Genomic DNA, 24,529 nt, shown 5'->3' with positions numbered 1-24,529 from the left:
TCGCGGGAAACGGCGGAAAGGAGTTCGACGATGAAATGGTGGAACGCCTGGCGTGGCGAGCGCCATCCCTTCCCCGCCGAGGCCTGGGCCGAAGGCCAGGCCCGGGTGCCACTGTTGATGGCGCTCCCCGAGGACGACGCCAGACGCCTCGGGGAGCGCGCCTGGGCATTCCTGCGTCGCAAGCGGCTTTCGTTATTCGACGACGAGTTGTTCGACCTGCCCGCGCGGCTGGCGCTGGTCGCCCAGGCCTGCCTGATGACGCTCTACTGGTCGGAGAGTGACGCCCGCGAGGCCTTTGCCAACGTCCATGAGATTCTCGTGCTGCCGGAGGCCTTCCGCCGCAAGGTCGAGGAGATGGATGAAGCCGGCGTGGTCCACGAATACGAAGACGAACGCGTCGGCGAGACCTGGCACCAAGGCCCCATCGTCCTAGCCCTGTCGGATATTCAACAAAGTGGTGACTGGGGCGGCTTCAACGTCGTCATTCACGAATTCGCCCATAAGCTGGACATGGGCAACTCACTGGATGCCGACGGCTTTCCATCCCTGCCGCGCGATATCGACCCGCGCGATTGGCACCGCGTCTTCACCGACGTATGGAACGACCTACAGGGGCACCTCGAACGCGGCGAAGCCACGCCCATCGACGACTACGCCGCCACGCACCCCGGCGAATGCTTCGCGGTCTGCTGCGAAACATTCTTCACCGCTCCCGATGTCCTGAACGCCGCCTATCCCGAGCTGTACGCACTGCTCGCCCGCTACTTCCGGCAGGAGCCGTTAACGCGCTACCCGCCGCACTGACGCTCATTGAAGGGTGCGGGCACGCTCGTAGAGCGCTGGGCCATCCTCGCTACTCTTGTCACTTCCGCCGCTCTTACTACTCTCATCACTCTCACCGCGACGGGGTCTTTCGCCATTGTCGCTTGCAGGACTGCCCTGGCTGCCACCGACCACCTCGGAGAGGGTTTCCAGTGGCGATGACACCAGGTTCTCGAGCGCCTCGCGGATCGCCTGACCGGCAACACTGCCAAAGTCCACCGATCCGGGATCGTCGAGTGGCAAGCGCATGGGGATATCGAGCTCAATGGTGCCGTCGTCGCTCTTCAGGACACCGACCAGCGTCTTGAGCGGCAGGTCAGTAGCCGAGGCATCGACCTCTTCGCCTAGCTTGAGCCGATGCAAAACGAGATGATTCTGCGCCTGCAGGCGGCCCTGATCGAACCGATAGTCGAGATCCAACGTCGCCTGGCCACGCTCGACAGCATAGCCACCGAACTCGCGCAAGTAGGGCGCTAAGGTCTCAAGATCAAGGCGTTCGAAGTGCAAGTTCAGGTTGCCGTTCATGACGTCACCGAGCGGATCGAAAGCGCCCTCGATGCGCAGTGGCGAACCATCGGCCACCTGCCCTTCGAGCGACAACTGGCCATCACCCGGCTGGTCGGAGTTGAGCTGTCGCCACTCGCCATTCAGCGCCGAAAAATCGAGCTCGAACGGGCGCGGCAGGTGACGATCAACGAAGGCCATCGCACCACGCTCGATGGACAGGGTATCGATCGCGTAGCGCATGCCGCCGCCCGCGGAGCCCCCATCCTCAGAACCACGGCTCGATGCCGGCGGGCGCCAGGCGGTGAGATTGGTGTCGAGTTGTTCATCGATCGTCACATCGAGCCAAGGTGCCGCAAGCGATACCCGCTCGGCGGTCAATTCAGGCTGCGCGCTGGCGAACCTCAGCCCCTCCACGGCGAAGCGTTCGGCGCGGGCGATGGTCTGATCCTTATTGGGATCACGCATCGCGAGTCCTTCTATCACGCCCTGACCGTTGACCTGTGTACCGGCACCGCTGGCGCGGCCCGCGCGTAAACGAATCTGCGCGCCAAGCGAGCCCGCCACCGGCTCGGCGCGAACGACATGTGCCAGATAGCCCGATAGCGTGGTCAGTGGCACTTGGTCCGCGTCGAGATCGACATCCACCGTCCACGGCGAGAAGCCCATCTCGCCCTCCCCCTTCAGAGTGCCGCCATTCCAATTTGCCTGACCTTGCAGAGAGAAGGGCCGATCATCGCTGTTGTCATAATGACGCACCTCTAGATCGAGGCTTTTGAGGCTCAGCGTCAGCGGCTTATCGGGGCGCCGGTTGATCCAGTCCAGTCGACCATCGCTGACGTTGAGTTGAGCGATACGCAGTGGTGCCGATTCACCACCCCCACCGTCACCGCCGAATAGCTGGGCCAGGTTCCACTCGCCCCCAGCACGCCAGATCAGTTGCAGACGCGGGGCTTTTAGGTCGATGCGCTCGAAACGCCAGCCCGATTCGAACAACGAGTGCCAATCGAGGATCGCCACCACCCGTTGGCTCGAGAAAACCGGCGTGTCGGCCTGGCCAGCGATACGTAGCCCGTCGAGAGTCACCTGGTGGCGCCATGGGGTGAGGGTGACGTCGGTGATGGTCACCTGGCGACCGCTACGCTCGGCCAGCATCTGGCTGAGACGCTGATCGATATACGCCGGTAACGCCCACAGCCAGGCGACCAGAAATAGCAGCACCAGCGCCGCCAGCACACTCAGCCCTATACCGAGGCGACGCTTGCGCGCCGGTCGCGCCATGCTGCGATGGGAATGCGGCATGTCATTTTCCGTCTTGTCAGATCATGGAGGAATACTTATCAGCGTGACATCGTCAGCGTGGCCCCGCCAGTCGCAGGCCAGGCTAGCCGCAACGGCGGCTTGTCGTTACAGTTACTTTAGAGCGCGTCGCGGCAGCGAGTGTCGCTAGAAACCAGAAAGGTATTGACCCTTTCTGCGACTAACAGAATATGTCAGCCATTTTGGCACTATGTTGAATATTGGAACCATGTCGAATATTGGCACGATGTCGAACATTAGAACTATGTCGAATAGCAGTAGCAGCTAACCCATTCCCCAGGAGTGTCTCTTCCTTGGTCGATTTTACGCCCTCCTCCTTGTTCTCTGTCGAACGTCTATCTCAATTGCACAAGGCTTTGATCGCCATCGACAACACGGTCGTTCGTCTCGCCGCGCTGCCGGATACCGGCCTAGCACATGATCATGTCTGGATCTCGCGTGACACCGGTCCCGATTGGATAGCAAGACTGCCCAAGCAGAGTCAGATGCAGCTCGACCCGGCGACCAATCTAGACTATCAGGCGAACTGTTTTCGACGCGCCGCACAGAGCGGCCATACACCGGATCTCCACGCCATCCTGCCAATCAGTGCCGACTTTCCCCGCGGCGGCCTGCTCGTTAGCGCCATCGAGGGGCGGCCAGCAAAGTTGCCCGACGACTTGCCGGCAATCGGGGAGGCGCTGGCACATCTTCATGAGATCGCTGTGCCCCCAGTCGATGAGCGTCCACCCTTGGCCAGCCCACATTCTCCCTGGACGGCCATGCGCGACGAAGTACTGGAGCAGGCTGACTATCTCGACAACGCGCCGGTTTCCGATTCGGCGAGACGTCGCATCGACACGGCGCTTGCCCTATTCGACGATGATCATGAACTCGCCAAGCGTGTCGATTCCCAACGCTGCCTGATCAGTTTCGATGCACATCCTGGTAACTTCCTGATCACGCCCGAGGGAAAGGCGGTACTGGTCGATCTGGAGAAGTGCCGTTACGGCCACCCCGGGTTGGATCTTGCCCATGCATCGCTTTATACCTCCACGACATGGGATCCGGCGAGTTACGCCGTCTTGGATACCGCCACCGTGGTGGACTTTTATAGACACTGGTGGGCGGCTCGGTACACCACCAATGACGTGATGGATGTCGAAGCCTTGGTGGCCACGCGACGGGCCATGTGGTTATGGTCGACTACTTGGTGCGCCAAGTGGCTGACGCTTCATCACCAAGAGCGGGATTCGTTGGCACAAGGCGAGGACTGGTCCGCTACCTTGAGCGAGGATCGACTCATTGCCCATGTAGAAGATCGAGCTCGACACTATCTTTCCACGTCGGTCATTGAGCGAGTCAGTGACGACAACCATCGGCTTTCCCGAGAGCTGAGCCGGAGCCGCTGAAGGCACATGGGTGTAAATGTATCGTTCCGGGCGTACGCTCTCACGGCCTTTTTGCGGTAGCTACTTCGGCGATGTCAGTGAAGATCGTATCCAGCTTATCGGCGATGCCTGCCAATGACTCGGCCCGGGCAGGATCGTCGATACGCGCTATATATGGCGCAAATATCGCGCTGGGGCGTTTCCAAGCCAGCGTCGCGGTGCCATCTTGGTTTTCGGTCACGTAAAAGCGGATCGGTGCCTCGATCATCGCCGGTACGCTCAAGCGTAGAATATCGACCGCAAAGTCGTTGCGAAACACGCCGACGACGCGGTTACCGGGAATCTCAACACCCCGTTGGGCAGCGGCCTGGGTCGGCCCAACATCGGTAACGATACCCATGTCGTTAGCCTCTACGGCACTCTTGAGATGCTCGAGCAGCGCGCTGTAACGCTGTTCGGTGGGTATCACGTGCCAGTCCTTCTGCGGCCAATGGGTGTCGGCCATGGCGGGCGATACCCAGGCTGCCAATGTGAGCGCCAGGACGAGGCAAAGGGAGGTGGGAAACGGGGATTTCATGATGTCACCTCATGGTGTGATGGGCGGCTATTTTGCCAATGACGCTGTGTCGAGGGGTGTACGCCGAACGTCTCGGCGACCTCGATACCTTGAGTGTCGGCGAGTAAGGCGATGATCGCCATGTGATGAATGGCGTGACTGTTCAAGAAGGCCAGTTCGCGCTCGACGCTGGTGTTCAAGGGGAACATGTGGTCGCCGGCTCGATATGTCAGTTGGAGGCGGTGCGTGGCCGTATCGCGTTGCCAGAGTCGGGTCAGGCGCTCGCGCAGGTGATGCAGATGCTCGCGCGCGACTTCTGGGTGTCGTTCGAGATCAGGGTCTCGTTGGCGATGCTCGTAATCGATGGTGAAGGCCTGGGCATCGTATCGCCCGGCCAATAGCGCCTCGTAGTGATCCAGGATATGTCGGACATGCTTGCCGATGGAGTGCCTGGCATCCGCGCCATGTGGCGCGGTGTACTGAGCCGCCGGCAGCGTTGCCACGAATGTCGCCAACGATCGCAGGGTATCGGCGGCTTCCTCCAGCAAGGCGTTCAACGCAGGGGTGGACATGACGCATACTCCCGTTGGGGCAAGTCAGGACGCGAGGCCATGGACGACCTCGCGCCCCGTGGTGGGGGATGTCAGGCGCTACCTTCGCCCTCGGCTTCTCCTTCCCCCTCTCCTTCGCCTTCTGCCTCGCCTTCGGCGTTCGCCATGAGCGGGGCACCGCCTTGCAGCGAGGTATAGCTGCCGGTACCCACGGCATCGTCAGCGACGGCCTGAGCGGCGAGCGGCGCGGACATCAGCAGTAGCATGGGTGTCGTGTAGAGCACCTGCCGGCTCAGTCGCCCCATCAGGGTGTGACGCTTGCTTTCATGTAGTGTCATGATTGCACTCCTTTTTCCTGCAGTAGTTGACGGTGCGAGGCACCGCCGTCTAAGAGGCCTTGACGCATCGTCAATTGGCCTCGGGACTCGCTTCGGCTTCGGGGCCGGCCTCTGCTTCCGGCCCAGCCTCAGCGCCTGCCTCTGCTTCGGGACCAGCTTCCGCGACTGCCTCGCCCTCGGGGCCGGCCTCAGCCGATGCAAACATGTAGTAGCCCGAGGGTGAGGTCAGGTCGGAATAGATAGCGTTGATGGCGGATGCGCCGACCACAACCGCAATGACCGGCGCGCTGTAGGCGATGCCGCGTGACAGGGTATCGAGCAGGGTGCGACGTGGATGCTGGGTCATGAGGTATTCTCCGTGGTGAGTCGCCAGGATGGTGATGATCGGGATCAGGTGTGATTGCCCCTGGCCATCAGAAACAGGGCGATCAGTATCAGCGTGACCTGAAACATCATGCCGCCGAGCGGGTGGCTGGCGGTGGCCATGAAGTGCCACTGGCCCCAGTGCTCCATGAAGATCGCGCCCAGCAGAATCGGCACTGCCAACAGGGCGCCGACGCGGGTGATGGCATCGCCCACGGGCCCGGCGACCAGCCCGCCGAGCAGAATCAGCGCCCCGGCGGCGATCTCGCCCAGGGCGACGGCCAGAGCGATAATCCAGGGCAGCGCCATGATCTGGGCAAAGCCCTGGATGCCGGCGCCCGCGAACTTGTCGACACCGGTGTACAGGAAGACGCTTGCCATGGCCGCACGCAGCAGCCAGTGCGCCCATGAGGCGTGGGGAAGAGAGGCGGAGGCTTTCAGTGCTGACGTCATCATGTGTCGGTTCTCCTGGGGGACGATGAGATAACGCCGGGCGCGGAGCGCCGGCGTGGGGTGTCACGATCCGGTCGCTAAGGCATGCGATGTGGCATCTTCCAAGCGCTCTCTCGCCAGCTCAGGATGGCTACTGGGCAACGAGAACCTCGGCAGCGCCGCGAGCCAGTCGAGCAGTGCGGTGACGTCGTGCCCGTCAGGCGGGCGCTTGTCGGCATACCGAGATGCCGGCAGCAGCGTTGCGAGAAGCGTAATCGGGATCGGCTCGGTCGTATCGTCATTGCATAGCGCTGCCCCGACGATGTGCAGCTCGGGCGACGGGCAGGGCGAGGGAGCGATGAGTCGTCCCCCAGGGGCGGCCAAGGGGAGTGTCAACATCCGGACTCGGTCGCCTGCCTGACGGTGCCAGGCCAGACCACGCATCAGGCGGTAGCCGAGCGGTTCGACCAGGGCGCGCAGTGGTTGCCAGTCATCATCGGTCATGGCCACGAGAATGGCCGCATCGGGCGCATCGAGATGAACCAGGAGCGCGGTGTCGATCAGCATCTGATCCTCGGCGAGCGCGCGTCGACCGAGCTCGTCGATCAAGCGGGGGCCGAGCTCGGCGAGGCCGAGATGAGAGGCCACCCGGTCCGTACCGATCATGATGCCGTAGCCACAGGCCTCCTGGATCAGTTCGATGCGCGTCAACGCCCGGTCCTCGGGGGGTTCCGGTAACGTGAGCGCGCCCGCTAGACGGGCCAGTGCCGGTGAACTATCGGTATGCAAGGCCCAGGCGTGCCCTGCCACGGAAAAACAGGCCGGTGTCACGGTCGTGGCAGTCGCGTGAGCCGGGACGGTGTGCAGTGAGGGCGTGCCTTGGTATACCGGTGCTTGTTGCAGCAGTCCCTGGCGGCACCAATCCCCCAGGCACTGCCAGACGTGGCGCTCCAGGGCGTCGCGGTCAGGCGGTGTGTGGCCGATCTGGCTGGCCTGATACAAATGATCGGCGATGGCATTTGGGGTCTCGCCCTCGCTCGCCAGCAGCCAGATAAGCGCGGCACTGTCGTTGAGCGAGAGCAAACTTCCGTGCTGTGTGTCATAAAGTGCCAGGCAGTCGTTATCGATCAACTCGCAAACATTGCCGCGTTGCAGCTGGGGACCGGCCGGGATTTGTGCACCCAGTGCGTCGGCCAGTCGCCAATCCTGGCGGCTGGGCAGGGTAAAGAACGCCAGGTAGTCAGCGGGCGTCGCGCTCGGGTAAAGACGCAGAAAATCCCCGGCGCGAGCCAGCTCGCGTTGGGTATCGTCAAGCACGGCGCAGTGTGACTCGTCGTTGGCTGTCGGGACCTTATGGCCATCGATATCCACTAGCTCGACCATGTCCTCGACCAAGCGCCTCTTGATGGCTTCCTCCAGCGGTCCACCGCTGTCGGGGCCAGCGCAAACGCCCAATGAGGGACTCAGGTTGCATTCGAGTATCCAGGGCTTGAGGTCGGCGTCGATCAGGCAATCGATACCCAGCAATTCATAGCCGCCGCGACTATCGATATCGTCCTCGGCACAGCGCTGGCGAAAACTGTCCATGGCTGCAATGACGGTGAGCGTCAACTGGTCGTGGAGGCGTTCGAACAAGGCGTCGTCATCATGCCCTTGTTCGCGAAGCCACGCGCGGTAGCGCTCCAAGTCGATGAACTCGACAGGCACCTCGGCATCGGTGTTGTGGGCGTTGATGTCGGGGTTGGTGAGATGGCTGTAGAGGTTGCCGGTATCGTCGTGATCGTAGGGGGCTGACGCCAGCTTGGCGAAGCCCTGCCGATAGACGTAGAGGCGCAGGGGGTCGAGCGATGCCAGCAGCACGTAAAGGCGCAGGACGTATTTATGACCACGGATGGTATGCGGGTCGTCGAGATATTCCTGGACCAGCCAGTTGGCGTGCCGGGGCGCGTCGGCGGCATCGTCGAGAAGGCGAATGCCCTTGCCCTTGGAAGCGTTGGTGGGCTTGAGGATCCAGCGCTGTGCCGGATCGGCCAGAGCGGCCTCCTGCAAAGCGTGGTAATCATCGGGCATGAGATAGGCACGCGGGAAGAAGTCGAGTCGCGCGACCTGTGACGAATGCGGGCCGAAGCGCTCGCTCATTCGCTCGCGTAGTGTCGCCAGCGATTGATAAAGTCGGCTTTTCAGCGTCAGCGCATTGTTGCCGGGCAGATGATTGAGCCGGTGCCTTGGCGTCAGCTTGAGAAATTGCGCCATGTCGGGGGTGCCGGTGAACCAGCCCGCTTGCCAGTCCTCAGCATTGCCTGCTCTCCAGCCGCGCGCTTCGAGTGCCTCGCGGAAGAAACGGTCCTGCTCGTCGGCGCGTTTGCCCCCAAGCCAGTAGCGACGCGTTCGAGACGATGGTCTGGTCATGTCCCTATCCCCGTTTTGATGTTGTGATATGCCCTTGAGTCGGGAATAGGCAGGTAACCTTACAGAATTCACGCAACGTATCGGTGGCAAGTGGAGCCGGTGAATAGACAGGGCATACCGGCGCAGGAATCCCCGGCATGTCATGTAAGGAATGTCGCCGCGCCTCGACCAAGGCGGTGATCAATCGAGGAGAGAAAGGCATGAATTATTCGCGAGGCTTGCTGATGGCCGCGTTGTCGCTGTTGCCGACGATGAGCCAGGCCTACGAGCTGTCCGATTGGGCATCGGTGACCGAAGCCGCTCGGGGGCAAACCGTGTACTGGAATGCCTGGGGTGGCGATCCGCGCACCAATACTTATATCGACTGGGTGGCCGAGCAAGTCGGCGAGCGTTATGGCATCGATCTCGAGCACGTCAAGGTGGGCGATACCGGCGAAGCAGTGACCCGCGTGGTAGCCGAGAAGGCGGCGGGTAACGAAGACCAGGGCGCGGTCGACCTGATCTGGCTCAACGGCGAGAACTTCGCCGCCATGAAGGGCAATGATCTGCTCTATGGCCCGTGGGCTGAGCAATTGCCCCATTTCGCGCTGACCGCACCCGAACAACACCCCGAGGTGCGCGAGGATTTCACGCTACCGGTCGAGGGATACGAAGCGCCCTGGGGCCGCGCGCAAATTACCTTTTATTACGACAGCGCGCGTATCGATGAGCCGCCGCGCAGCATTACCGCGCTGCTCGACTGGGCCCAGGCGCATCCCGGGCGCTTCACCTATCCTCAGCCGCCGGCTTTCCTGGGCACGACTTTCCTCAAGCAGGCACTACTGGCGTTGACCGAGAACCCCGAGGTGCTCTATGCGCCAGTCGACGAGGCCGATTTCGACGCTGTCACCGCACCGTTATGGGCGTACCTGGACCGCTTGCATCCCAACCTGTGGCGCGACGGAGAACGCTTCCCCGCGGGTGGGCCCCAAATGCGTCAGCTGATGGGCGACGGGGCGTTGAGCCTGGCATTCACCTTCACGCCTTCGGCGCCGGCCGCCGCAGTGCTCGATTATCAACTGCCACCGACCACGCGCAGTTACATCCTCGACGACGGTACGTTGGGCAATGTGCATTTCGTTGCCATTCCCTTCAATGCCCAGCACAAGGCCGGCGCACTGACGGTCGCCAACTTTCTGCTGTCGCCCGAGGCACAGGCCCACAAGCAGGATCTCGCGGTATGGGGGGACACCACGGTACTCGACATGGCGCACCTGAGCCCCGCGCAACGTGAGGCATTCGAGCGCGATGGCCGGGCCGCCGATAGCCTGCCACCGCCGTCGCTCGGCGAGACATTGCGCGAACCCGATCCTTCATGGATTGAGCCTCTCGAACAGGCCTGGCGGCAGCGTTACGGCGCGCAATGAACGCGGCCTTTACCTACCGACTCATCGTCGGGACGCTACCCTGGCTCACCATTGCCTTGCTCAGTGTGCCAGTGGCCGCCGGCGTGCTCGGGGCGCTGACGCCGGCCTTTGGCTGGCTGCCGGCACTTGGCGGCGACCATCTCTCGCTGGCGCCGTGGCGGCAGCTCGCCCAGGTGCCGGGTTTGTTCGACATGGCGCGGCTCAGCTTCGTGACCGGGCTAGCCAGCGCGGCGCTATCGCTGGGCCTAGTGGTGCTGTTTCTGGGCAGTTTTCTGCAAACACCGCTGTACCGACGGATTCAGCGCTGGTTATCACCGCTGCTGGCAGTGCCCCATGCGGCGGCGGCAATCGGCCTGGCCTTTCTGCTGGCACCCACGGGATGGGCGGCACGGGGCATCTCGCCCTGGTTGAGCGGTTGGGCCTATCCCCCAGATTATGCGTTTCCCGGCGACGCCTGGGGGCTATCGTTGATCCTGGGGCTAGTCGTCAAGGAAGTGCCCTTCCTTTTGCTGATGAGCCTGGCAGCGCTGGTACAGTGCCAGGCTGGCGAGCGTTTGACCGTGGCGCGCAGTCTGGGCTATCGCCCATTGACAGCCTTTCTCAAGGGCGTCATGCCCGGGCTCTATCCCTTGCTGCGATTGCCCCTCTACGCGGTGATCGCCTTTGCCACCTCGACGGTGGACGTGGCTATGATCCTGGGCCCCACGACCCCGCCGCCACTGGCAGTGGCGGTGGTTGGCTGGCTCCACGACCCCGCGCTGTCGATGCGCTTCATGGCCTCGGCGGGGGCGATGCTGCAACTGCTGCTGACGCTGGCCGCCTTGCTGACCTGGTGGTCGCTGGAGCGCCTGGTGGCACGCGCGAGCCGGGGCTGGTGTCGAGACGGGCGTCGCCAGTGTGGCGACCGCTGGCTGGGCGGCGTAGCTTGGCTGGCCATGCGCGCGGTGCTGGGCCTGATGATGGCAGGACTGGCAGGATTGGCGCTGTGGTCGGTAGCCGGATATTGGCCGTTCCCGCATTTCCTGCCATGGCCACCGACCGCACACAACTGGCTGAACGCCGTCGATGGGCTGATCTCCCCCGTGTGGCAATCGCTCGGCGTCGCGCTCGCCGCGACTCTGATGTCGGTGGTGCTGGTACTGGGGGCGCTGGAGGCGGAGACCCAGCGCCGCCGGCCGATGCGCCCCTGGGCGCAACTGATTCTTTACCTGCCGCTGCTGGTGCCCTCGGTGGCGTTTCTGTTCGGGCTGGTGATGATGCAGGCGCAAGTCGGTGTTCGGCCCGGTCTGGGCGCGGTCATCGTCGGGCATGCGGTGTTCGTGCTGCCCTACGTCTTCTTGTCTTTGGCGGAAAGTTATCGACGCCTGGATCCACGTTGGAGCCAGCAGGCACGCAGTCTTGGCGCCGGGCCATGGCGGATCTTTCTGCGCGTGCGCCTGCCGTTGTTGCTGGCGCCGATCCTGACCGCGGCGGCGGTGGGCTTTGCGGTGAGCATCGGACAGTATCTGCCCACTATCCTCCTGGGGGCGGGGCGCGTAGTCACGGTGACCACCGAAGCGGTCAACTTGGCGAGCGGCGGAGACCGACGGCTGACCGCCATCTATGCCCTACTCCAATTGTTGCTACCGGCGCTGGGGTTCCTGCTGGCAATGCTGGTGCCGCGCTATTTATTTCGACGGCGGCGCGGTTTGCTGCCAAGTGCCGATTGAAGCAAGGACTCACGCCATGGCGTCATTGATTCTCGACGACATCGTCATCGAACAGGGCCAGCACCGCTTGCTGAGCCTGGATACCACGGTCGAACCCGGTGAGGTACTGACCGTCATGGGGCCCTCCGGCGTCGGCAAATCCACCCTGCTGGCGTACATCGCGGGCTTTTTAAGCCCGGCCTTTCAGGCGCAGGGCCGCGTACTGCTCGATGACACGCGTATCGATACGCTGCCCGCCGAGCAGCGTCATGTCGGACTACTCTTTCAGGATCCGCTGCTGTTTCCGCATCTTGACGTGGCGGGCAACCTGGCCTTCGGCATGGTGCGTGAAGGCACGCGCCGGCAACGCCGTGAGCGAATTCAAAAAGCGTTGGCGTCAGTGGGGCTGGAGGCGTTTGCCAAGCGCGATCCCGCGACGTTGTCCGGTGGGCAGAAGGCACGGGTCGCTCTATTGCGGGTGCTGTTGTCACAGCCGCGCGCAATCCTGCTCGACGAGCCGTTTTCCAAGCTGGATGCCGAGCGGCGCGGTGAGATCCGCCACTGGGTCTTCGAGCGCGTGCGTCACTCTCGCTTGCCCACGCTGATGGTGACGCACGACGAGGCCGACGCCCAGGCGACCGGCGGGCGTATCCTGAGGTTGACCGAACGAGGCATCGCCATGGGGACCACCGATCAGGAGGCGCGCACATGATGAGGCATCACTGGGTGGGCCGAGCACTTGCACTGGGAGGCCTGGCGCTCTCGACAAGCGCTGCGGCCGCCGAGATCGCGTTTTCCGCCCAGGAAATGGCCACCTGGGAGACACGCACCTTCGAGGGGCGGACGCGTTACGCGGTGGTTCGTGACAACGGCGCCGAGGTGCTCGAGGCGAATGCGCGGGGCCAGGCTTCCGCTAAGTACCTGGAGCGCGAGATCGATTTGAGTGAGACCCCTTATTTGCACTGGTGCTGGAAGGTGGATGCTCGTTATGCGGGGCTCGACGAGCGCGCCCAGGCCGGCGACGACTATCCCGCCCGGCTCTACGTGGCGCGCAAGACGGGCCTGCTGCCGTGGCAGGTGCAATCGGTAAACTACGTATGGTCCTCCAATCAGGCCATCGGGGCGCGCTGGCCGAATGCCTTCACCGACCGGGCGATGCTGCTGGCCCTTCAGGGTGAGCAGTCACCGGTCGGCGAATGGCGAGCGGAAGTACGCGACGTGAGCGCCGATTACCAGGCGCTGTTCGGCGAGGCCGCCAGCGAGATCGGCGGCGTGGCGCTGATGAGCGATGGTGACAACGCGGGCGGCGACGCCACCGCCTGGTATTACGGCGTCGGCTTCTCCGACTCGCCGATGCCCCCGAATTGTCCGGGGTGAATCAAAGGAGATAGCAGCATGCTGGCAATGATACGGCGGTTGTTGAGAGATGAAGACACGCCCGAGCGGTCTCCACAAGCCCAGGAAGAGGCCGATCGCGAGGCGCGCAAGCTGGCCCTCTACCATTTCGAGGGATGCCCTTTCTGCTGGAAGGTCAGGCGTGCCCTAACCAAGTTGCGTGTCGATATCACGATGCATGACATCCACAAGGATCCCGCTGCCAGAGCGCAATTGGTGGCCGGCGGCGGTAAACAGACCGTGCCGTGCCTGCGGATCGACGAAGACGGGACGACCACCTGGCTTTATGAGTCCAGCGATATCGTCGAGCATTTGAAACATCGATTTACAGTATCACCGTCCGCATGAGCGAGGATATGGCACAAGAAAGCCCGGCAACGCCATGGTTGAGCGTCATCGTGCCGGTGTTGAACGAAGCCGCGACGATCCAGGCCTGCCTGACCGCCTTGTTGCCGTTGTGGGTCTGCGGTGTCGAAATCGTGGTCGTCGACGGCGGCAGCGACGACGACAGCGTCGCGCTGGCGCGCCCCTTGGCAAATCGCGTACTGCAGAGCCAGTGCGGCCGGGCTCGGCAGATGAATCATGGCGCCCAGGAAAGTCAGGGAGAACACTTGGTCTTCATACATGCCGATACGCGCCTGCCGCGTCGCGCCGATCTGCTGATCGACCGGGCACTGAAGGGCCCGGCGTGCTGGGGACGCTTCGATGTCGAGATCGAGCGCGGGTTCGCGTTGGCGGGTTTGGTCGGCTGGAGCATGAACCGCCGCTCGCGCCTCACCGGCATCGCCACGGGCGACCAGGCGATCTTCATGACCCGCGAAGCTTTCGACATCGCGGGCGGTTTTCCCGATCAACCGCTGATGGAAGATATCGAAATGAGTCGCCGCCTGCGTCGTCTGTCCGCGCCGGCTTGCCTCGCCCCGCGGGTGACCACGTCCGCGCGGCGCTGGCAGCAGCACGGCCCGTTACGCACCATCGTCACGATGTGGTGGCTGCGCCTTCGCTACTGGTGCGGTGTATCGCCCTGGACCCTGGCGGGAGAGTACACCGATGTCCGCTGACGCGATGATCTCTGGCACCGAGATTACGTTGCTGGTGTTCGCCAAGGCGCCGATCCCCGGCAAGGTCAAGACCCGGCTGATGCCGGCACTCGATGCCGAGCAGGCGCGCGACGTGCATGTCGCGCTGCTCGAACGCACGCTCGAGGTGGCCCGCCAGACCTTTCCCGCCGCACGGATACAACTGTGGGCGGGGCTGGAGCCGACCCATCCGCTGCTCGAAGCGCTGGCGGCGCGACATAGCATCGCGCTGCATGCCCAGCCATCGGGCGATCTCGGGCAGCGGATGCATACCGCCTTGTCCGCCCAACGAGGCCCGGCGCTTCTGATCGGCAGCGACTGTCCGGTGCTGACGACGGCTCTGCTGGATCGCTGTGCGCAGGCGCTGATTGATCACGACCTGGTGATGCTAACCGCCGAGGACGGCGGTTATGCATTGATCGGGGGCCATCGGCTCCCCGCAGAGATGTTCACGGACATGGCCTGGGGTGGCAGCGAGGTGGCAGCGCAAACCCTCGCAAGGGCGCGAGAACTGGGCCTTCGCGTGGCCTGCCCCGGCACGGTATGGGATGTCGATACGCCGCGCGATCTTGAGCGCTGGCGAATGCTGGACGCTGCGACATGAATACTGGCCTGAGGCGAGTGGTGGATGACGTGTTTTATTGCCATGATGAGTCATGATCATTGAATGGGAGAGGCGTCATGGCAGCAAGGCCTGATTCATCATGTGACGCGGGCCACTCCGGCGAGCGTCAACGCCGTTTGGCGGCGGTACGTCCACGCTTACTTGCCTTCGCGCGTCTCCAATTACGCGATGCGTCCGAGGCGGATGACGTCGTGCAGGAAGCCTTGATCACCGCCGTCGAGAAGGATGCGCACTTTGAAGGAAAGTCCGGCTATGAAACCTGGGTCTTCGGCATCCTGAAGCACAAGATTCTCGATGCACTGCGTGCCCAGAAGCGTCGCGGGAAATGGCAGACATGGGACGATGACGGTCTCGAGGCAGCCGTGGAAAGTCAGTTTCAGACGACGGGGAGATGGCAGGAAATGGCGCGCCCCAAACGTTGGGGCGATCCCGAAAGCACGCTCGCCAGTGAGCGGTTCTGGCAAGTATTCGATAGCTGCATGATTGCACTGCCCGAAAATATCGCGCGCATTTTCACCATGCGCGAACTCATGGGACTTTCCACGCGTCAGATCTGCGAGGAGGCGGGTATCAAGGAAAATAACTGCTGGGTCATCCTCCATCGTGGCCGCCTGTTGTTGCGCGCGTGCCTGGAAAAGGGTTGGCTGGCGGAGGCCGACTCATGAAAATGCTGATGTGCCGTGAGGCCACACGCCTCATGTCGAAGAAGCTTGATGCACCGCTTGGCTTACAGGAACGAATGTCATTGAAGTTTCACCTGGCTATGTGCGGCGCTTGCAAGAACTGCAATCATCAATTCCAGTTGATTCATGACGCGGGACGAGCGTTTGAACATCAGGCCCCGGTGTACCCATCCGACTCAGGCGAAGGGTCTCGATGACGCATAGCGAAAATGCAGAAGAGATTGCTCGGGATCCGTTGACCGCACTCTTGAAGCCCATCTTTCTCGGTAGTGACTTCTACCATGTCGCCAAGCAATGCGGCGATTGGCTGCTGTCGCATGAACATGCCGTCGCCCCGAGCTTTCATCTGGTGACCGAGGGGCAGTGTCGTCTTACCTGGCATGACGGGGGCGAGGAGCATTTGCAGGCTGACGATCTGGCGTTTTTCCCCAGTGATGCGCCGCACCAATTAACACCTCAGGGCATGTCTACCAACACGCCGATGCAGGTGGTACCGCTACGCAGTTCGCGACCCGGCGTGGGGTTGATCTGTGGTCATTTTCGCTTCGTGCATGATGTTCCCCCGGCCTGGTTCGGTGCGTTGCCGCGTATCGTGCGTATTCCTCGGCAGGCGCGTGGGCGGGCGTTTCAGAATGCGGTCGAGGCCTTTGCCGAGGAGCTGTCCAATGGCGATGCACCCGGCCATGGGCCGGTGACGAATGCTCTGGCCAATGCCCTGCTGATCCTGATGCTGCGCCACTGCCTAGAGACGCGGCTGCTCGACCAGCGTCACCTGATGGCGTTTCTGGACTCTCCCGTTAGCCGTGCACTCAAGCTTTTGCACGAGGATCCGCGACGCGACTGGACGTTGCGCGAACTGGCCTACACCGTCGGGCTTTCCCGTTCGAGTTTCAGCGAACGTTTCCATCGCGTCGTGGGAACGACTGTGGCGCGCTATCAAGGCCGGCTACGCATGATATTGGCAGACCAAGCGCTCGCCAATGGCGAGAGCATCGTAGGGGCCATGCTGGCCAGCGGCTATCGCTCGGAATCCACCTTTCGCAAGGCCTACAAGAGGATCAGGGGCGTGCCGCCCTCACGTCTCAAAACGCACGCTACGGAATGACCACCTCGCTGACCTGCAACACCGGTTCCACATTGGTGAAGTGGGGAACATCGTTCATGAGTGTTTGGCCAACGGCATCAAACGCGGACTCGAAGGCCTCCGCCGAATCGAATCCCAGATGGGCAATTAAGTGGTAAGGAGACGCGGCATCGGTACCGCGATGAATTCTCGCATAACGCAGGCCATGTTCTCCTAGTTTTTCCTCGACAAGAGGAACATGTTTATCCAAGTAGTACTGATCATCGAAGGTAAGATCATTCTGGTTCGGGTAGGCAACCATGACATCGATCATTGTGGTCTCCATAGAATAGATACGAATTGAATATACACTTCGTTTCAGTCGCTAGATGCCTCTATACCTTACATCTTCACGTTACCGTTTCAGGCTAGGGAGAAACTTCCGCCATCAATTGCTGGCTCAGGGCCGTGAGCGAGTCGGCTTGCCAATCGGGCTGAAACAGTTGCGGGTCGATGACCTTGCCGGGACGCGCGATGAAAGCAGTCTTGCAGCCCGCGCTGGCGGCGCCAATCAAATCCCAACCATGAGCCGCGATCATGACCAACTCGCGAGGCGATACTTGCCAATGATCGGCGGCGTGTTGATAGGCAGGCTGTCCTGGCTTGTAACAAGCGACAGAGTCAACACTGAGAATGACATCGAAAGCCGCCTCGAGACCTTCCTGGGACAATTGGTGTTGTACGGCATTTGAGGTGCCATTGGTCAGGGCAGTCAGCCGATACCCTTTAGCACGTAGCGCTGCCAGCGCCGGCGCAACATCGGGATGCGCGGGGAGCGTCATCAGCAATTCGATGAGCCGGTGTTGACGAGCCTCGTTTATCTCAACTCCATGCCGCCATCCGGTTTGACGCAAGGCACTTTTCGCTAAATGCCCGAACGGTAGGTAACGCCCCGTCAGTGTCGCCGTCATCCAGGTTTCCTCCAGAGTCAGAAACCATTCAGTGCGCACTGCTGGATCGCCAAAAACCTCATCGAAGAACGGTGCCAACGCTGCAGTATCAAGCAGAGTTTCGTTGATATCGAATACCAGAATCATGTTTACGTTCCGCTGTCATGGTGAAGGATTCCACCACTCAAGCACGCATGGAGACGGTTTGCAGTGATTGTAGGCAGATGGTGGACGTTGCGACATGAAATAGAGACGTGAAGTGGCTTTCATTCGTTTCCAGGGGCGCTAACCTTGCTGGTGAAATGATTCATCGATCAGGAGAACGACATGACGGACTTCACCTTGCATACGGTCGACAGCGCGCCCCAAGAAGCCAAGGAACGCCTGGAAAGCACGCAAGAGCAGATGGGGTTCTTGCCCAACTTATTCGCCAAGATGGCGGAGGCCCCGGCGCTACTCGAGGCGTATCAGACGCTGGATGGCATCTACTCACGGACTAGCCTGACGCCGGCACAGCAACAGGTCGCACTACTCGCTATCAGTTCCGTCAACGGCTGCAGTTTCTGTGTGGCGGCTCATACGGGAGGGGCGAATGCCGCCAAGGTGCCGGAGGGCGATATCGAGAAACTCCGCGAGCTGCAAAACCCCGACGATCCCAAGCTCAACGCCGTGGCGCGCTTCGCCAAGCATCTCGTCGAGGCGCGGGGCTGGGCCGAGGACGGCGAAGTTCAGGCGTTTCTGGAGGCCGGTTTCGAAAAACAGCAGTTGCTCGAACTGGTCATTGCCGTCAGCCTCAAGACGCTGTCCAACTACACCAATCATATCGCCGGTACGCCACTCAATGACGAGCTCAAGTCGCTCGAATGGCAGGATCCGCGTGCCTGATAAGTGTGAACGCACGGTGTTGGCGGCTGCGTAAGAGAAATCGGGCGATATACCGGAACCGGTATATCGCCTTTTTCGTGGCGACCACGGCTATCACGTGTAAGGATCAAGGGCGTGGCACGACTCAATTCCTGAACGCGTCGCCACGCTGGGCCACTGCATGGTTCTGGCGACCGGCGCTCGGGTATCGCGTCACCGGCAACGTCAATATCTGCCGATCAGCGCAGGAACAAGGGGGATGGATTGAAACATTATCGCGTGGTGATTCTGGGCGTGGTGCTGGTGGCGATCGTGGCCTTTTTCGCGGGCGGCTTCGACGATTACCTGACGCTCGAGTCCATCAAGTCGCTGCAAGGACGGTTCGATCGATGGTTCGCCGATGCGCCCTGGCTCGTCGCCGGCGGCTTCTTCCTCGTGTATGTACTGATCGCCGCGCTCTCGCTGCCCGGCGCCGCCTTCCTGACGCTGCTGGGGGGAGCCCTGTTCGGCCTGGGCTGGGGATTCCTGATCATCTCCTTCGCGAGCACGGTTGGCGCCACCTTGGCCTTTCTGGTCTCCCGGACGCTTTTTCGGGCGTGGATCGAACGCCGCTTCGCGCGGCAAGTCGAGACGATAAATCGCGGCATCGAGCGCGATGGGGCGTTGTATCTGTTCAGCCTGCGACTGGTGCCGATCTTCCCATTCTTCGTCATCAACCTGGCGATGGGCCTGACCCGGCTGCGCACCTCGGTGTTCTATATCGCCAGTCAGATCGGCATGATCCCCGGCACGCTGGTCTACGTAAATGCCGGCCAACAACTTGGCGAGCTGCAGTCGCTGGGTGGCGTCGTCTCACCGTCGTTGCTGCTCTCCTTCGCCCTGCTCGGCGTCTTCCCATTGATCGCACGCTGGGTCGTGGACTGGCTGCAACGCCGCAAGCGCTACCGGGGATACACCAAACCCCAGCACTTCGATGTCGACGTGCTGGTGATCGGCGGCGGCTCGGCGGGGCTCGTGACCAGCTACATCGCCAGCGCGGTACGCGCCCGGGTCGCACTCGTCGAACGCGACGCCATGGGGGGCGACTGCCTCAATACCGGGTGCGTGCCCTCCAAGGCGCTGATTCGTGCCGCGCGGGCAGCTCAGAACGTGCGCGATGCCGAGCAACTGGGCATCCACGCGGGGGCGCCACAGATCGACTTCGGCGAGGTCATGGGCCATGTGCGACGTGTCATCGAGGAGGTGGCACCCCATGACAGTGAGGAACGCTATACCGGGCTGGGCGTCGAGGTGAAACGCGGTACGGCAAGGCTGACGTCACCCTGGGCGGTCGATGTCGACGGCAAGCAACTAACGGCCCGGCATATCGTCATCGCCACCGGGGCCACGCCCAAGGTGCCGCCGATTCCGGGCATCGAACGGATCGACGTGCTGACTTCCGAGAACCTGTGGATGCTGACCGAACAGCCGCGTCGCCTAGTGGTGCTGGGCGGTGGCGCCATCGGCTGCGAGCTCGGCCAGAGCTTCGCCCGCCTGGGTAGCCAGGTCACGCTGATCGAGGGAACCGAGCGGTTGCTAGGGCGCGAGGATGACGAGGTCGGCGAGCTTGTGGCCGATCTGCTCGTCGACGAGGGCCTCGAGGTCATGACCCGTACCCAGGTACTGGCAGTGACGGCCGAGGACGGCGAAAACCAGCTTCTCGTCGAGACAGCCGACGGTCGCCAAACGCACATTCCCTTCGACCGCCTGCTGGTCAGCGTCGGTCGTCAGGCCAATGTCGATGGGCTCGGGCTGGAAGCGCTGGGGATTGCCACTCGCGACAACGGGACCCTGGAGGTCAACGAGCAGCTACAGACCAAGCTGCCCAACATCTGGGCCTGCGGCGATGTCGCCGGCCCTTATCAGTTGACCCACGCCGCCGCGCACCAAGCCTGGCATGTCGCGGTCAACGCCCTGTTCGGCGAATTCAAGCGCTTCAAGGTCGACTACCGCATCATGCCCGCGGTGACGTACCTGCAGCCCGAAGTGGCGCGCGTGGGTCTCAACGAGCGTGAAGCCAAGGCTCAGGGCGTCGCTTACGAGGTCACCCGCTACGCGATGGCCGAGAGCGACCGAGCGATCGCCGAGCGCGCCACTACCGGTTTCGTCAAGATCCTCACGGTGCCCGGCAAGGATCGTATCCTCGGCGCCACTCTGGTCGGCGAAAACGCGGGCGAATGGCTGGCGGAACTGACGCTGGCCATGAAGCACAACATCGGGCTCAACAAGTTGCTCGGCACGATTCACCCCTACCCAACTCTTTCAGAAGCCGTCAAAGGCACCGCAGGCGCGTGGAAGAACGCCCACAAGCCCGAGCGGGTGCTCGACTGGTTAGGGCGTTATTTTCGTTGGCGGCGTGGCGGCTGAGCGTGTCTCGCCGCGCTTACCTCACCAGGCGCTCCGCGAGTTCGTCGAGATCGCTCACCGTCATGTCGGGCTCATCGCCCCAGGGATCGAAGGGCGCCTCCGCACTGCGGCGTACCCAGGCCGCATGCAAGCCAGCGTACTTGGCCCCGATGATGTCGAAGGGATTGCTGGAAATCAGCCAGGTATCGGCGGCCTTCGACTCGGTGCATTGGCGCAAATAAGCGTACACGGCAGGATCGGGCTTGAAGCGTTTGATGTCGTCGACACTGACGATGGCATCGAAGCGCTCACGGATACCTGCCTGGGCCAACAACCCCGTCACCGCCTCCCGGGTGCCGTTGGAAAACGCCACGCAGCGCATGCCGGCATCGCTCAAGCGTGCCAGTCCTTCGGCGACATCGGAAAACGCCGGCAGACGTCCATAAAGCGCCATCAGCCGGTCCTTGGCGACCTCCGAGAGCTGGCTGCCCATGGCGCGGTCGGTGAATTCCAGCGCATCGCGCGTGCAATCGGCGAAGCTCGCATAAGCGCCCATAAGCGAGCGACGAAAGGCAAATTCAAGCTGCTTATCCCGCCAACGCTGCGAAAAAGGCAACGCCATTCGGGTATCGCCCAATTCAGCGTTCAAGGCCTCCACCACGCCGTGGGTGTCAATCAAGGTGCCATAGACATCGAAAGCCAATACGCGCTTGTTCATATGTCGTCCTTATCACGCTTGTCTCAGTGGGTGATGCAGAGTCCTAACCCCTTCAGATTGGTCGTTTTTGCGAGTCACGACAAGCGGATTGACGCTCGGAAACATGACAGCGCGGCCGCATCGACGCACAATGGAGGACGATTCGCTGGCAAGTGCTGCCGGCATGTACGGACCCGGTCAACGAGGCAATGAATTTCCCATGGCATTCAAGGTATACGTAGACGGCCAGGAAGGCACCACTGGGCTGCGACTGCTGGATTATCTCGAGGCACGCGCCGATATCGAACTGCTGCGCATCGACGGCGACAAGCGCAAGGATGCCACCGAACGTGCACGCCTGCTCAACGCCGCCGATGTGGCCTTTCTGTGCCTGCCCGATGCCGCTTCTCGCGAGGCAGCAGCGCTGCTCGACAATCCCGACACCTGCCTGATCGACGCTAGCACGGCCTTCCGCACCGATGCCGAGTGGACCTACGGACTACCCGAGCTGGCGCCGGGCCAGCGTGATGCCATTCGCGCCAGCAAGCGCATCGCCAATCCAGGCTGCCATGCCAGCGCCTTCATCATGCTCACGCGGCCGCTGGTCGACGCTGGCCTGCTGCCCGCAAACACACCGCTGGCAGCGCATTCGATCACCGGCTACAGCGGCGGCGGCAAAAAGCTGATCGCCGAGTACGAAGCCAGCCACGACGGCCGCCTGGCCGCACCGCGTCCCTACGCCATGGAGCTTACCCACAAGCACTTACCGGAAATGCGTGTGCACGGCGGGCTAGAGCGGACACCGATTTTCCAGCCGATCGTCGGCCCCTTCCTCAAGGGTCTGTCGGTGACGATTCCCCTGCACGTCGACCAGCTTAGCCCCGGGGCCACGGCCGAGGCGCTGCGCCAAGCCTACGCCGACCACTACGCAGGCGAGACCTTCGTTCGCATCATGCCCCTCGAGGATCCCGCCAACCTGGATGGCGGCTTCTTCGAGGTGCAGGGCTGCAACGACACCAACCGGGTCGACCTGTTCGTGTTCGGCAACCATGAGCATGTCTCCCTCGTCGCCCGGTTGGATAACCTCGGCAAGGGCGCGGCCGGGGCCGCCGTGCAAAGCATGAACTTGCATCTCGGCGTGGACGAGGCCAGCGGCCTCTCGGCATGAGAACGGCAACTCCCGTGATCACCGCACGGCGAATCATGCGGTGATCACGCCGCCTTACATCGCGTGCTTGATGCCTCGGTTGATCAATATCCAGTTGGCTGGATAGGACGTTGCGAACCCGATCAGCATGGCGATCTGCATCATGAACCAGAACGTCACCGAGAAAGCGTTCATCTCGCCCATCCAGCCGTGAATAGCGATCAGCATCCAGACGTACATGCCGGCCTGAAAGGCGACCAGCGAAAGCGTATCCGCCTTGATGGCATCGATCAGGGCCTGGCGGGGGCCGCTATCGCTCATCCCCCGAATCGGCAAGTATTGAAACAGCACGCCGAAGAGATACGCCCCGATGAAGGCCAGCACGAAGTGCCCCAGCGTCGCCGACCCGAGCAGGGAAAACCCGGTCAGGGTCGCCAGCGGCGCAGTGACGACATCGCCTGCGGTACAACCGCCCCCGCAGTGTGTGGCCGAGACGAAAACGCCCTGCCACTTGGGCTTATCACCATGATGGTGGTGAGCATGACCATGGTCGTGCTCATGATCTTCACCATGCCCATGGCTCTCCTGGTCACCCGCCGAAGGCGCGGCGCGACCCATGCGTGCATAGGCCCACCAGCCCAGCACTGGCATATAAAGCCCGGTGATCGGCCACGTCACATTCATGACCGCCATGGGCTGCGGGCGTTTGGCCACATCCAGGGCAATGGCCAATGCCGTCGCCACACCGAGGGCGATGAACAGCCAGGAAACGAAGGTCAACATGCGACAACTCCTTGTCCGTGTTGAAATAGAAACGTGCCCCTAGGTATAGGGAATGATCGCGCCAGACTCAACCTGATCCCCGCCCACAGGTTGGCGGGCAATGAGCAGTCTCGCGGCTCGCTATGGCGCCACAGGAAGCTGATCCTCCGGGTGCACAGCGCCAGACGATACCCCCCGCAAGCCCCACGCAAGCCATGCCCAGCACAGTGGGCATATCAGGCGTCGTCTCGAACAGCCACCAGCTCCACCCCGCCGCGAAGACGAGATAGGCATAGTCGAACACGCCGATCAGCGCAGCCGGGGCCACTTGATAGGCCTTGGCCACCGTGCTGCTGGCCAGCACGAAGAGTACCCCTAGCCCCGCCAGCAGCCACCAGGTGTCGGCGGGAAGCGAACGCCAGGCTGACGTCAGGAAAGCCGGCGTGGTACCTCCGGTCGACGGCTGCCCGTGCAGCGTCATCCACAGACAGCCCACCGCGCCCAGACACAAGAAGCCCAGATTCAGCGCCCCGGAAAGCACCAGCGGCGCCTCGTCGCGACAGTGGATACGCGTCACCACGCAAGCCAGTGCGTAGCACACCGCCGCCAACAGCGGCAATAAAACCGTGGGCGTGAAGTGCATCGTCCCCGGGCGCAATATCAGCACCACGCCGGCAAAGCCCAGGGCGATCCCCCACCAGCCACCTGCCGATAGCCGCTCGCCAGCCAACCAAGCAGCGAACAAGGCAATGAACAACGGCGAGGTGTACAACGCCACCGCCGCCATGGAGAGCGTCAACGTCGGAAGCGCCGCATAGAATGCCAACCACATGGCCATCAACAAGCCGGTTCTGACCAGTACCCAGCGACGTCGCAGCGCCCAACCCAAGCGCACCACGCCGCGAGGTCCAAGTACCAACCCCAAAAGCGGCGACGCCAGCAGTGCACGCAGCACGTACAACTGCCAAATACCCACGTCATTGCTGATATACTTAACCAGAGCGTCGGCCATCGAAAGACAGAAGACCGAGGCAAAGATACAACCGATGCCTTGCCATGCCGAGGCTTGCGCCCCAATAACCGGCTTCATGAAGGTTCTCCCTGAGCAATAAGCCGCTCA

At 62.3% G+C, this 24,529-nt stretch carries 27 protein-coding genes; 15 read left to right on the top strand and 12 right to left on the bottom strand.

What is annotated here, in order from left to right:
* Positions 1 to 30 precede the first annotated feature (30 nt).
* On the top strand, positions 31 to 804 hold the full coding sequence (locus OP494_RS16830) for a zinc-dependent peptidase (RefSeq protein ID WP_280542686.1): 774 nt from the start codon (positions 31 to 33) through the stop codon (positions 802 to 804).
* A 3-nt stretch (positions 805 to 807) separates the two neighbouring features.
* Here OP494_RS16830 and OP494_RS16825 read toward each other — a convergent pair whose 3' ends face one another.
* Positions 808 to 2,628 carry a DUF748 domain-containing protein gene (locus OP494_RS16825; protein WP_280542684.1) on the bottom strand — a complete coding sequence of 607 codons (1,821 nt, stop codon included), beginning with the start codon at positions 2,626 to 2,628 and terminating at the stop codon, positions 808 to 810.
* 311 nt (positions 2,629 to 2,939) lie between these two features.
* Here OP494_RS16825 and OP494_RS16820 point away from each other — a divergent pair, with 311 nt between their 5' ends.
* Positions 2,940 to 4,037, top strand: coding sequence for an aminoglycoside phosphotransferase family protein (locus OP494_RS16820; RefSeq protein WP_280542682.1), 1,098 nt, complete (start codon positions 2,940 to 2,942; stop codon positions 4,035 to 4,037).
* A gap of 40 nt (positions 4,038 to 4,077) precedes the next feature.
* Here the strand turns inward: OP494_RS16820 and OP494_RS16815 are convergent, their stop codons facing one another.
* The 6 genes from OP494_RS16815 to OP494_RS16790 all read right to left on the bottom strand — a co-directional run bounded on the left by OP494_RS16815 (position 4,078) and on the right by OP494_RS16790 (position 8,665).
* Complete coding sequence (locus OP494_RS16815) at positions 4,078 to 4,593, bottom strand: DUF302 domain-containing protein (protein WP_280542680.1); 516 nt, start codon at positions 4,591 to 4,593, stop codon at positions 4,078 to 4,080.
* Positions 4,590 to 5,144, bottom strand: coding sequence for a DinB family protein (locus tag OP494_RS16810; RefSeq protein WP_280542678.1), 555 nt, complete (start codon positions 5,142 to 5,144; stop codon positions 4,590 to 4,592). Before OP494_RS16810 ends, OP494_RS16815 begins: the two co-directional genes overlap by 4 nt.
* A gap of 71 nt (positions 5,145 to 5,215) precedes the next feature.
* Positions 5,216 to 5,461 (bottom strand): hypothetical protein, encoded by a 246-nt coding sequence (locus tag OP494_RS16805; RefSeq protein ID WP_280542676.1) that lies wholly within the window; start codon positions 5,459 to 5,461, stop codon positions 5,216 to 5,218.
* 70 nt (positions 5,462 to 5,531) lie between these two features.
* Entirely contained in the window at positions 5,532 to 5,807 is a 276-nt protein-coding gene (locus OP494_RS16800) for a hypothetical protein (RefSeq protein ID WP_280542674.1), read from the bottom strand.
* A gap of 44 nt (positions 5,808 to 5,851) precedes the next feature.
* Entirely contained in the window at positions 5,852 to 6,280 is a 429-nt protein-coding gene (locus OP494_RS16795) for a DoxX family protein (RefSeq protein ID WP_280542673.1), read from the bottom strand.
* A 60-nt stretch (positions 6,281 to 6,340) separates the two neighbouring features.
* Positions 6,341 to 8,665: a hypothetical protein gene (locus OP494_RS16790; RefSeq protein ID WP_280542672.1), complete on the bottom strand. Its 2,325-nt coding sequence runs from the start codon at positions 8,663 to 8,665 to the stop codon at positions 6,341 to 6,343.
* 200 nt (positions 8,666 to 8,865) lie between these two features.
* Between OP494_RS16790 and OP494_RS16785 the strand changes: the two genes are divergently transcribed.
* From OP494_RS16785 to OP494_RS16740, 10 genes are all read left to right on the top strand, one after another.
* Positions 8,866 to 10,071, top strand: coding sequence for an ABC transporter substrate-binding protein (locus tag OP494_RS16785; protein WP_280542703.1), 1,206 nt, complete (start codon positions 8,866 to 8,868; stop codon positions 10,069 to 10,071).
* Positions 10,068 to 11,780, top strand: a complete 1,713-nt coding sequence (locus OP494_RS16780; RefSeq protein ID WP_280542671.1) for an ABC transporter permease subunit — start codon at positions 10,068 to 10,070, stop codon at positions 11,778 to 11,780. Before OP494_RS16785 ends, OP494_RS16780 begins: the two co-directional genes overlap by 4 nt.
* 16 nt (positions 11,781 to 11,796) lie before the next feature.
* Positions 11,797 to 12,471, top strand: a complete 675-nt coding sequence (locus OP494_RS16775) for an ATP-binding cassette domain-containing protein (protein ID WP_280542670.1) — start codon at positions 11,797 to 11,799, stop codon at positions 12,469 to 12,471.
* Positions 12,468 to 13,136, top strand: a complete 669-nt coding sequence (locus OP494_RS16770) for a DUF3047 domain-containing protein (protein ID WP_280542668.1) — start codon at positions 12,468 to 12,470, stop codon at positions 13,134 to 13,136. Before OP494_RS16775 ends, OP494_RS16770 begins: the two co-directional genes overlap by 4 nt.
* Positions 13,137 to 13,154: 18 nt before the next feature.
* A complete protein-coding gene (locus tag OP494_RS16765) occupies positions 13,155 to 13,502 on the top strand; it encodes a glutathione S-transferase N-terminal domain-containing protein (RefSeq protein WP_280542665.1) in 348 nt (115 codons plus the stop codon).
* Between the two features lie 8 nt (positions 13,503 to 13,510).
* Positions 13,511 to 14,215: a TIGR04283 family arsenosugar biosynthesis glycosyltransferase gene (locus OP494_RS16760; RefSeq protein ID WP_280542664.1), complete on the top strand. Its 705-nt coding sequence runs from the start codon at positions 13,511 to 13,513 to the stop codon at positions 14,213 to 14,215.
* Positions 14,205 to 14,837, top strand: a complete 633-nt coding sequence (locus OP494_RS16755; RefSeq protein WP_280542663.1) for a TIGR04282 family arsenosugar biosynthesis glycosyltransferase — start codon at positions 14,205 to 14,207, stop codon at positions 14,835 to 14,837. The genes OP494_RS16760 and OP494_RS16755 overlap by 11 nt, the downstream gene beginning before the upstream one ends.
* Before the next feature lie 77 nt (positions 14,838 to 14,914).
* Complete coding sequence (locus tag OP494_RS16750) at positions 14,915 to 15,523, top strand: sigma-70 family RNA polymerase sigma factor (protein ID WP_280542662.1); 609 nt, start codon at positions 14,915 to 14,917, stop codon at positions 15,521 to 15,523.
* Positions 15,520 to 15,738 carry a zf-HC2 domain-containing protein gene (locus OP494_RS16745; protein ID WP_348521708.1) on the top strand — a complete coding sequence of 73 codons (219 nt, stop codon included), beginning with the start codon at positions 15,520 to 15,522 and terminating at the stop codon, positions 15,736 to 15,738. The genes OP494_RS16750 and OP494_RS16745 overlap by 4 nt, the downstream gene beginning before the upstream one ends.
* Complete coding sequence (locus OP494_RS16740; RefSeq protein WP_280542660.1) at positions 15,735 to 16,646, top strand: AraC family transcriptional regulator; 912 nt, start codon at positions 15,735 to 15,737, stop codon at positions 16,644 to 16,646. Before OP494_RS16745 ends, OP494_RS16740 begins: the two co-directional genes overlap by 4 nt.
* Here the strand turns inward: OP494_RS16740 and OP494_RS16735 are convergent.
* Positions 16,636 to 16,938: an EthD family reductase gene (locus OP494_RS16735; RefSeq protein WP_280542657.1), complete on the bottom strand. Its 303-nt coding sequence runs from the start codon at positions 16,936 to 16,938 to the stop codon at positions 16,636 to 16,638. The two genes, OP494_RS16740 and OP494_RS16735, sit on opposite strands and share 11 nt — an antisense overlap.
* Before the next feature lie 94 nt (positions 16,939 to 17,032).
* The gene (locus OP494_RS16730) at positions 17,033 to 17,701 is read right to left on the bottom strand and encodes a haloacid dehalogenase type II (RefSeq protein WP_280542654.1); all 669 of its coding nucleotides are present in this window, start codon (positions 17,699 to 17,701) and stop codon (positions 17,033 to 17,035) included.
* Between the two features lie 180 nt (positions 17,702 to 17,881).
* Between OP494_RS16730 and OP494_RS16725 the strand changes: the two genes are divergently transcribed.
* On the top strand, positions 17,882 to 18,439 hold the full coding sequence (locus OP494_RS16725) for a carboxymuconolactone decarboxylase family protein (protein WP_280542652.1): 558 nt from the start codon (positions 17,882 to 17,884) through the stop codon (positions 18,437 to 18,439).
* 243 nt (positions 18,440 to 18,682) lie between these two features.
* Positions 18,683 to 20,824 (top strand): FAD-dependent oxidoreductase, encoded by a 2,142-nt coding sequence (locus tag OP494_RS16720; RefSeq protein WP_280542650.1) that lies wholly within the window; start codon positions 18,683 to 18,685, stop codon positions 20,822 to 20,824.
* A 16-nt stretch (positions 20,825 to 20,840) separates the two neighbouring features.
* Here the strand turns inward: OP494_RS16720 and OP494_RS16715 are convergent, their stop codons facing one another.
* Complete coding sequence (locus OP494_RS16715) at positions 20,841 to 21,521, bottom strand: haloacid dehalogenase type II (RefSeq protein ID WP_280542647.1); 681 nt, start codon at positions 21,519 to 21,521, stop codon at positions 20,841 to 20,843.
* A gap of 199 nt (positions 21,522 to 21,720) precedes the next feature.
* Here OP494_RS16715 and argC point away from each other — a divergent pair, with 199 nt between their 5' ends.
* Positions 21,721 to 22,668, top strand: coding sequence for an N-acetyl-gamma-glutamyl-phosphate reductase (gene argC / locus OP494_RS16710; protein WP_280542644.1), 948 nt, complete (start codon positions 21,721 to 21,723; stop codon positions 22,666 to 22,668).
* Positions 22,669 to 22,722: 54 nt separating this feature from the next.
* On the opposite strand, the gene OP494_RS16705 is transcribed toward argC, so the two are convergent.
* On the bottom strand, positions 22,723 to 23,430 hold the full coding sequence (locus tag OP494_RS16705; protein WP_280542641.1) for a DUF4396 domain-containing protein: 708 nt from the start codon (positions 23,428 to 23,430) through the stop codon (positions 22,723 to 22,725).
* Positions 23,431 to 23,497: 67 nt separating this feature from the next.
* The gene (locus OP494_RS16700; protein WP_280542638.1) at positions 23,498 to 24,499 is read right to left on the bottom strand and encodes a DMT family transporter; all 1,002 of its coding nucleotides are present in this window, start codon (positions 24,497 to 24,499) and stop codon (positions 23,498 to 23,500) included.
* Between the last annotated feature and the right edge of the window lie 30 nt (positions 24,500 to 24,529).

The organism is Chromohalobacter sp. 11-W (genome assembly GCF_029889905.1).
Taxonomy (GTDB): domain Bacteria; phylum Pseudomonadota; class Gammaproteobacteria; order Pseudomonadales; family Halomonadaceae; genus Chromohalobacter.
This window is presented reverse-complemented; position numbering and strand designations above follow the sequence as displayed.

What these genes read in the sequence shown, in the direction of transcription:
- OP494_RS16830 (WP_280542686.1), top strand. Translation starts at nt 31, where the DNA reads ATGAAATGGTGGAACGCCTGGCGTGGCGAGCGCCATCCCTTCCCCGCC.
- OP494_RS16825 (WP_280542684.1), bottom strand. Translation starts at nt 2,628, where the DNA reads ATGCCGCATTCCCATCGCAGCATGGCGCGACCGGCGCGCAAGCGTCGC.
- OP494_RS16815 (WP_280542680.1), bottom strand. Translation starts at nt 4,593, where the DNA reads ATGAAATCCCCGTTTCCCACCTCCCTTTGCCTCGTCCTGGCGCTCACA.
- OP494_RS16810 (WP_280542678.1), bottom strand. Translation starts at nt 5,144, where the DNA reads ATGTCCACCCCTGCGTTGAACGCCTTGCTGGAGGAAGCCGCCGATACC.
- OP494_RS16805 (WP_280542676.1), bottom strand. Translation starts at nt 5,461, where the DNA reads ATGACACTACATGAAAGCAAGCGTCACACCCTGATGGGGCGACTGAGC.
- OP494_RS16800 (WP_280542674.1), bottom strand. Translation starts at nt 5,807, where the DNA reads ATGACCCAGCATCCACGTCGCACCCTGCTCGATACCCTGTCACGCGGC.
- OP494_RS16795 (WP_280542673.1), bottom strand. Translation starts at nt 6,280, where the DNA reads ATGATGACGTCAGCACTGAAAGCCTCCGCCTCTCTTCCCCACGCCTCA.
- OP494_RS16790 (WP_280542672.1), bottom strand. Translation starts at nt 8,665, where the DNA reads ATGACCAGACCATCGTCTCGAACGCGTCGCTACTGGCTTGGGGGCAAA.
- OP494_RS16785 (WP_280542703.1), top strand. Translation starts at nt 8,866, where the DNA reads ATGAATTATTCGCGAGGCTTGCTGATGGCCGCGTTGTCGCTGTTGCCG.
- OP494_RS16780 (WP_280542671.1), top strand. Translation starts at nt 10,068, where the DNA reads ATGAACGCGGCCTTTACCTACCGACTCATCGTCGGGACGCTACCCTGG.
- OP494_RS16775 (WP_280542670.1), top strand. Translation starts at nt 11,797, where the DNA reads ATGGCGTCATTGATTCTCGACGACATCGTCATCGAACAGGGCCAGCAC.
- OP494_RS16770 (WP_280542668.1), top strand. Translation starts at nt 12,468, where the DNA reads ATGATGAGGCATCACTGGGTGGGCCGAGCACTTGCACTGGGAGGCCTG.
- OP494_RS16765 (WP_280542665.1), top strand. Translation starts at nt 13,155, where the DNA reads ATGCTGGCAATGATACGGCGGTTGTTGAGAGATGAAGACACGCCCGAG.
- OP494_RS16760 (WP_280542664.1), top strand. Translation starts at nt 13,511, where the DNA reads ATGGCACAAGAAAGCCCGGCAACGCCATGGTTGAGCGTCATCGTGCCG.
- OP494_RS16755 (WP_280542663.1), top strand. Translation starts at nt 14,205, where the DNA reads ATGTCCGCTGACGCGATGATCTCTGGCACCGAGATTACGTTGCTGGTG.
- OP494_RS16750 (WP_280542662.1), top strand. Translation starts at nt 14,915, where the DNA reads ATGGCAGCAAGGCCTGATTCATCATGTGACGCGGGCCACTCCGGCGAG.
- OP494_RS16745 (WP_348521708.1), top strand. Translation starts at nt 15,520, where the DNA reads ATGAAAATGCTGATGTGCCGTGAGGCCACACGCCTCATGTCGAAGAAG.
- OP494_RS16740 (WP_280542660.1), top strand. Translation starts at nt 15,735, where the DNA reads ATGACGCATAGCGAAAATGCAGAAGAGATTGCTCGGGATCCGTTGACC.
- OP494_RS16735 (WP_280542657.1), bottom strand. Translation starts at nt 16,938, where the DNA reads ATGATCGATGTCATGGTTGCCTACCCGAACCAGAATGATCTTACCTTC.
- OP494_RS16730 (WP_280542654.1), bottom strand. Translation starts at nt 17,701, where the DNA reads ATGATTCTGGTATTCGATATCAACGAAACTCTGCTTGATACTGCAGCG.
- OP494_RS16725 (WP_280542652.1), top strand. Translation starts at nt 17,882, where the DNA reads ATGACGGACTTCACCTTGCATACGGTCGACAGCGCGCCCCAAGAAGCC.
- OP494_RS16715 (WP_280542647.1), bottom strand. Translation starts at nt 21,521, where the DNA reads ATGAACAAGCGCGTATTGGCTTTCGATGTCTATGGCACCTTGATTGAC.
- argC (WP_280542644.1), top strand. Translation starts at nt 21,721, where the DNA reads ATGGCATTCAAGGTATACGTAGACGGCCAGGAAGGCACCACTGGGCTG.
- OP494_RS16705 (WP_280542641.1), bottom strand. Translation starts at nt 23,430, where the DNA reads ATGTTGACCTTCGTTTCCTGGCTGTTCATCGCCCTCGGTGTGGCGACG.
- OP494_RS16700 (WP_280542638.1), bottom strand. Translation starts at nt 24,499, where the DNA reads ATGAAGCCGGTTATTGGGGCGCAAGCCTCGGCATGGCAAGGCATCGGT.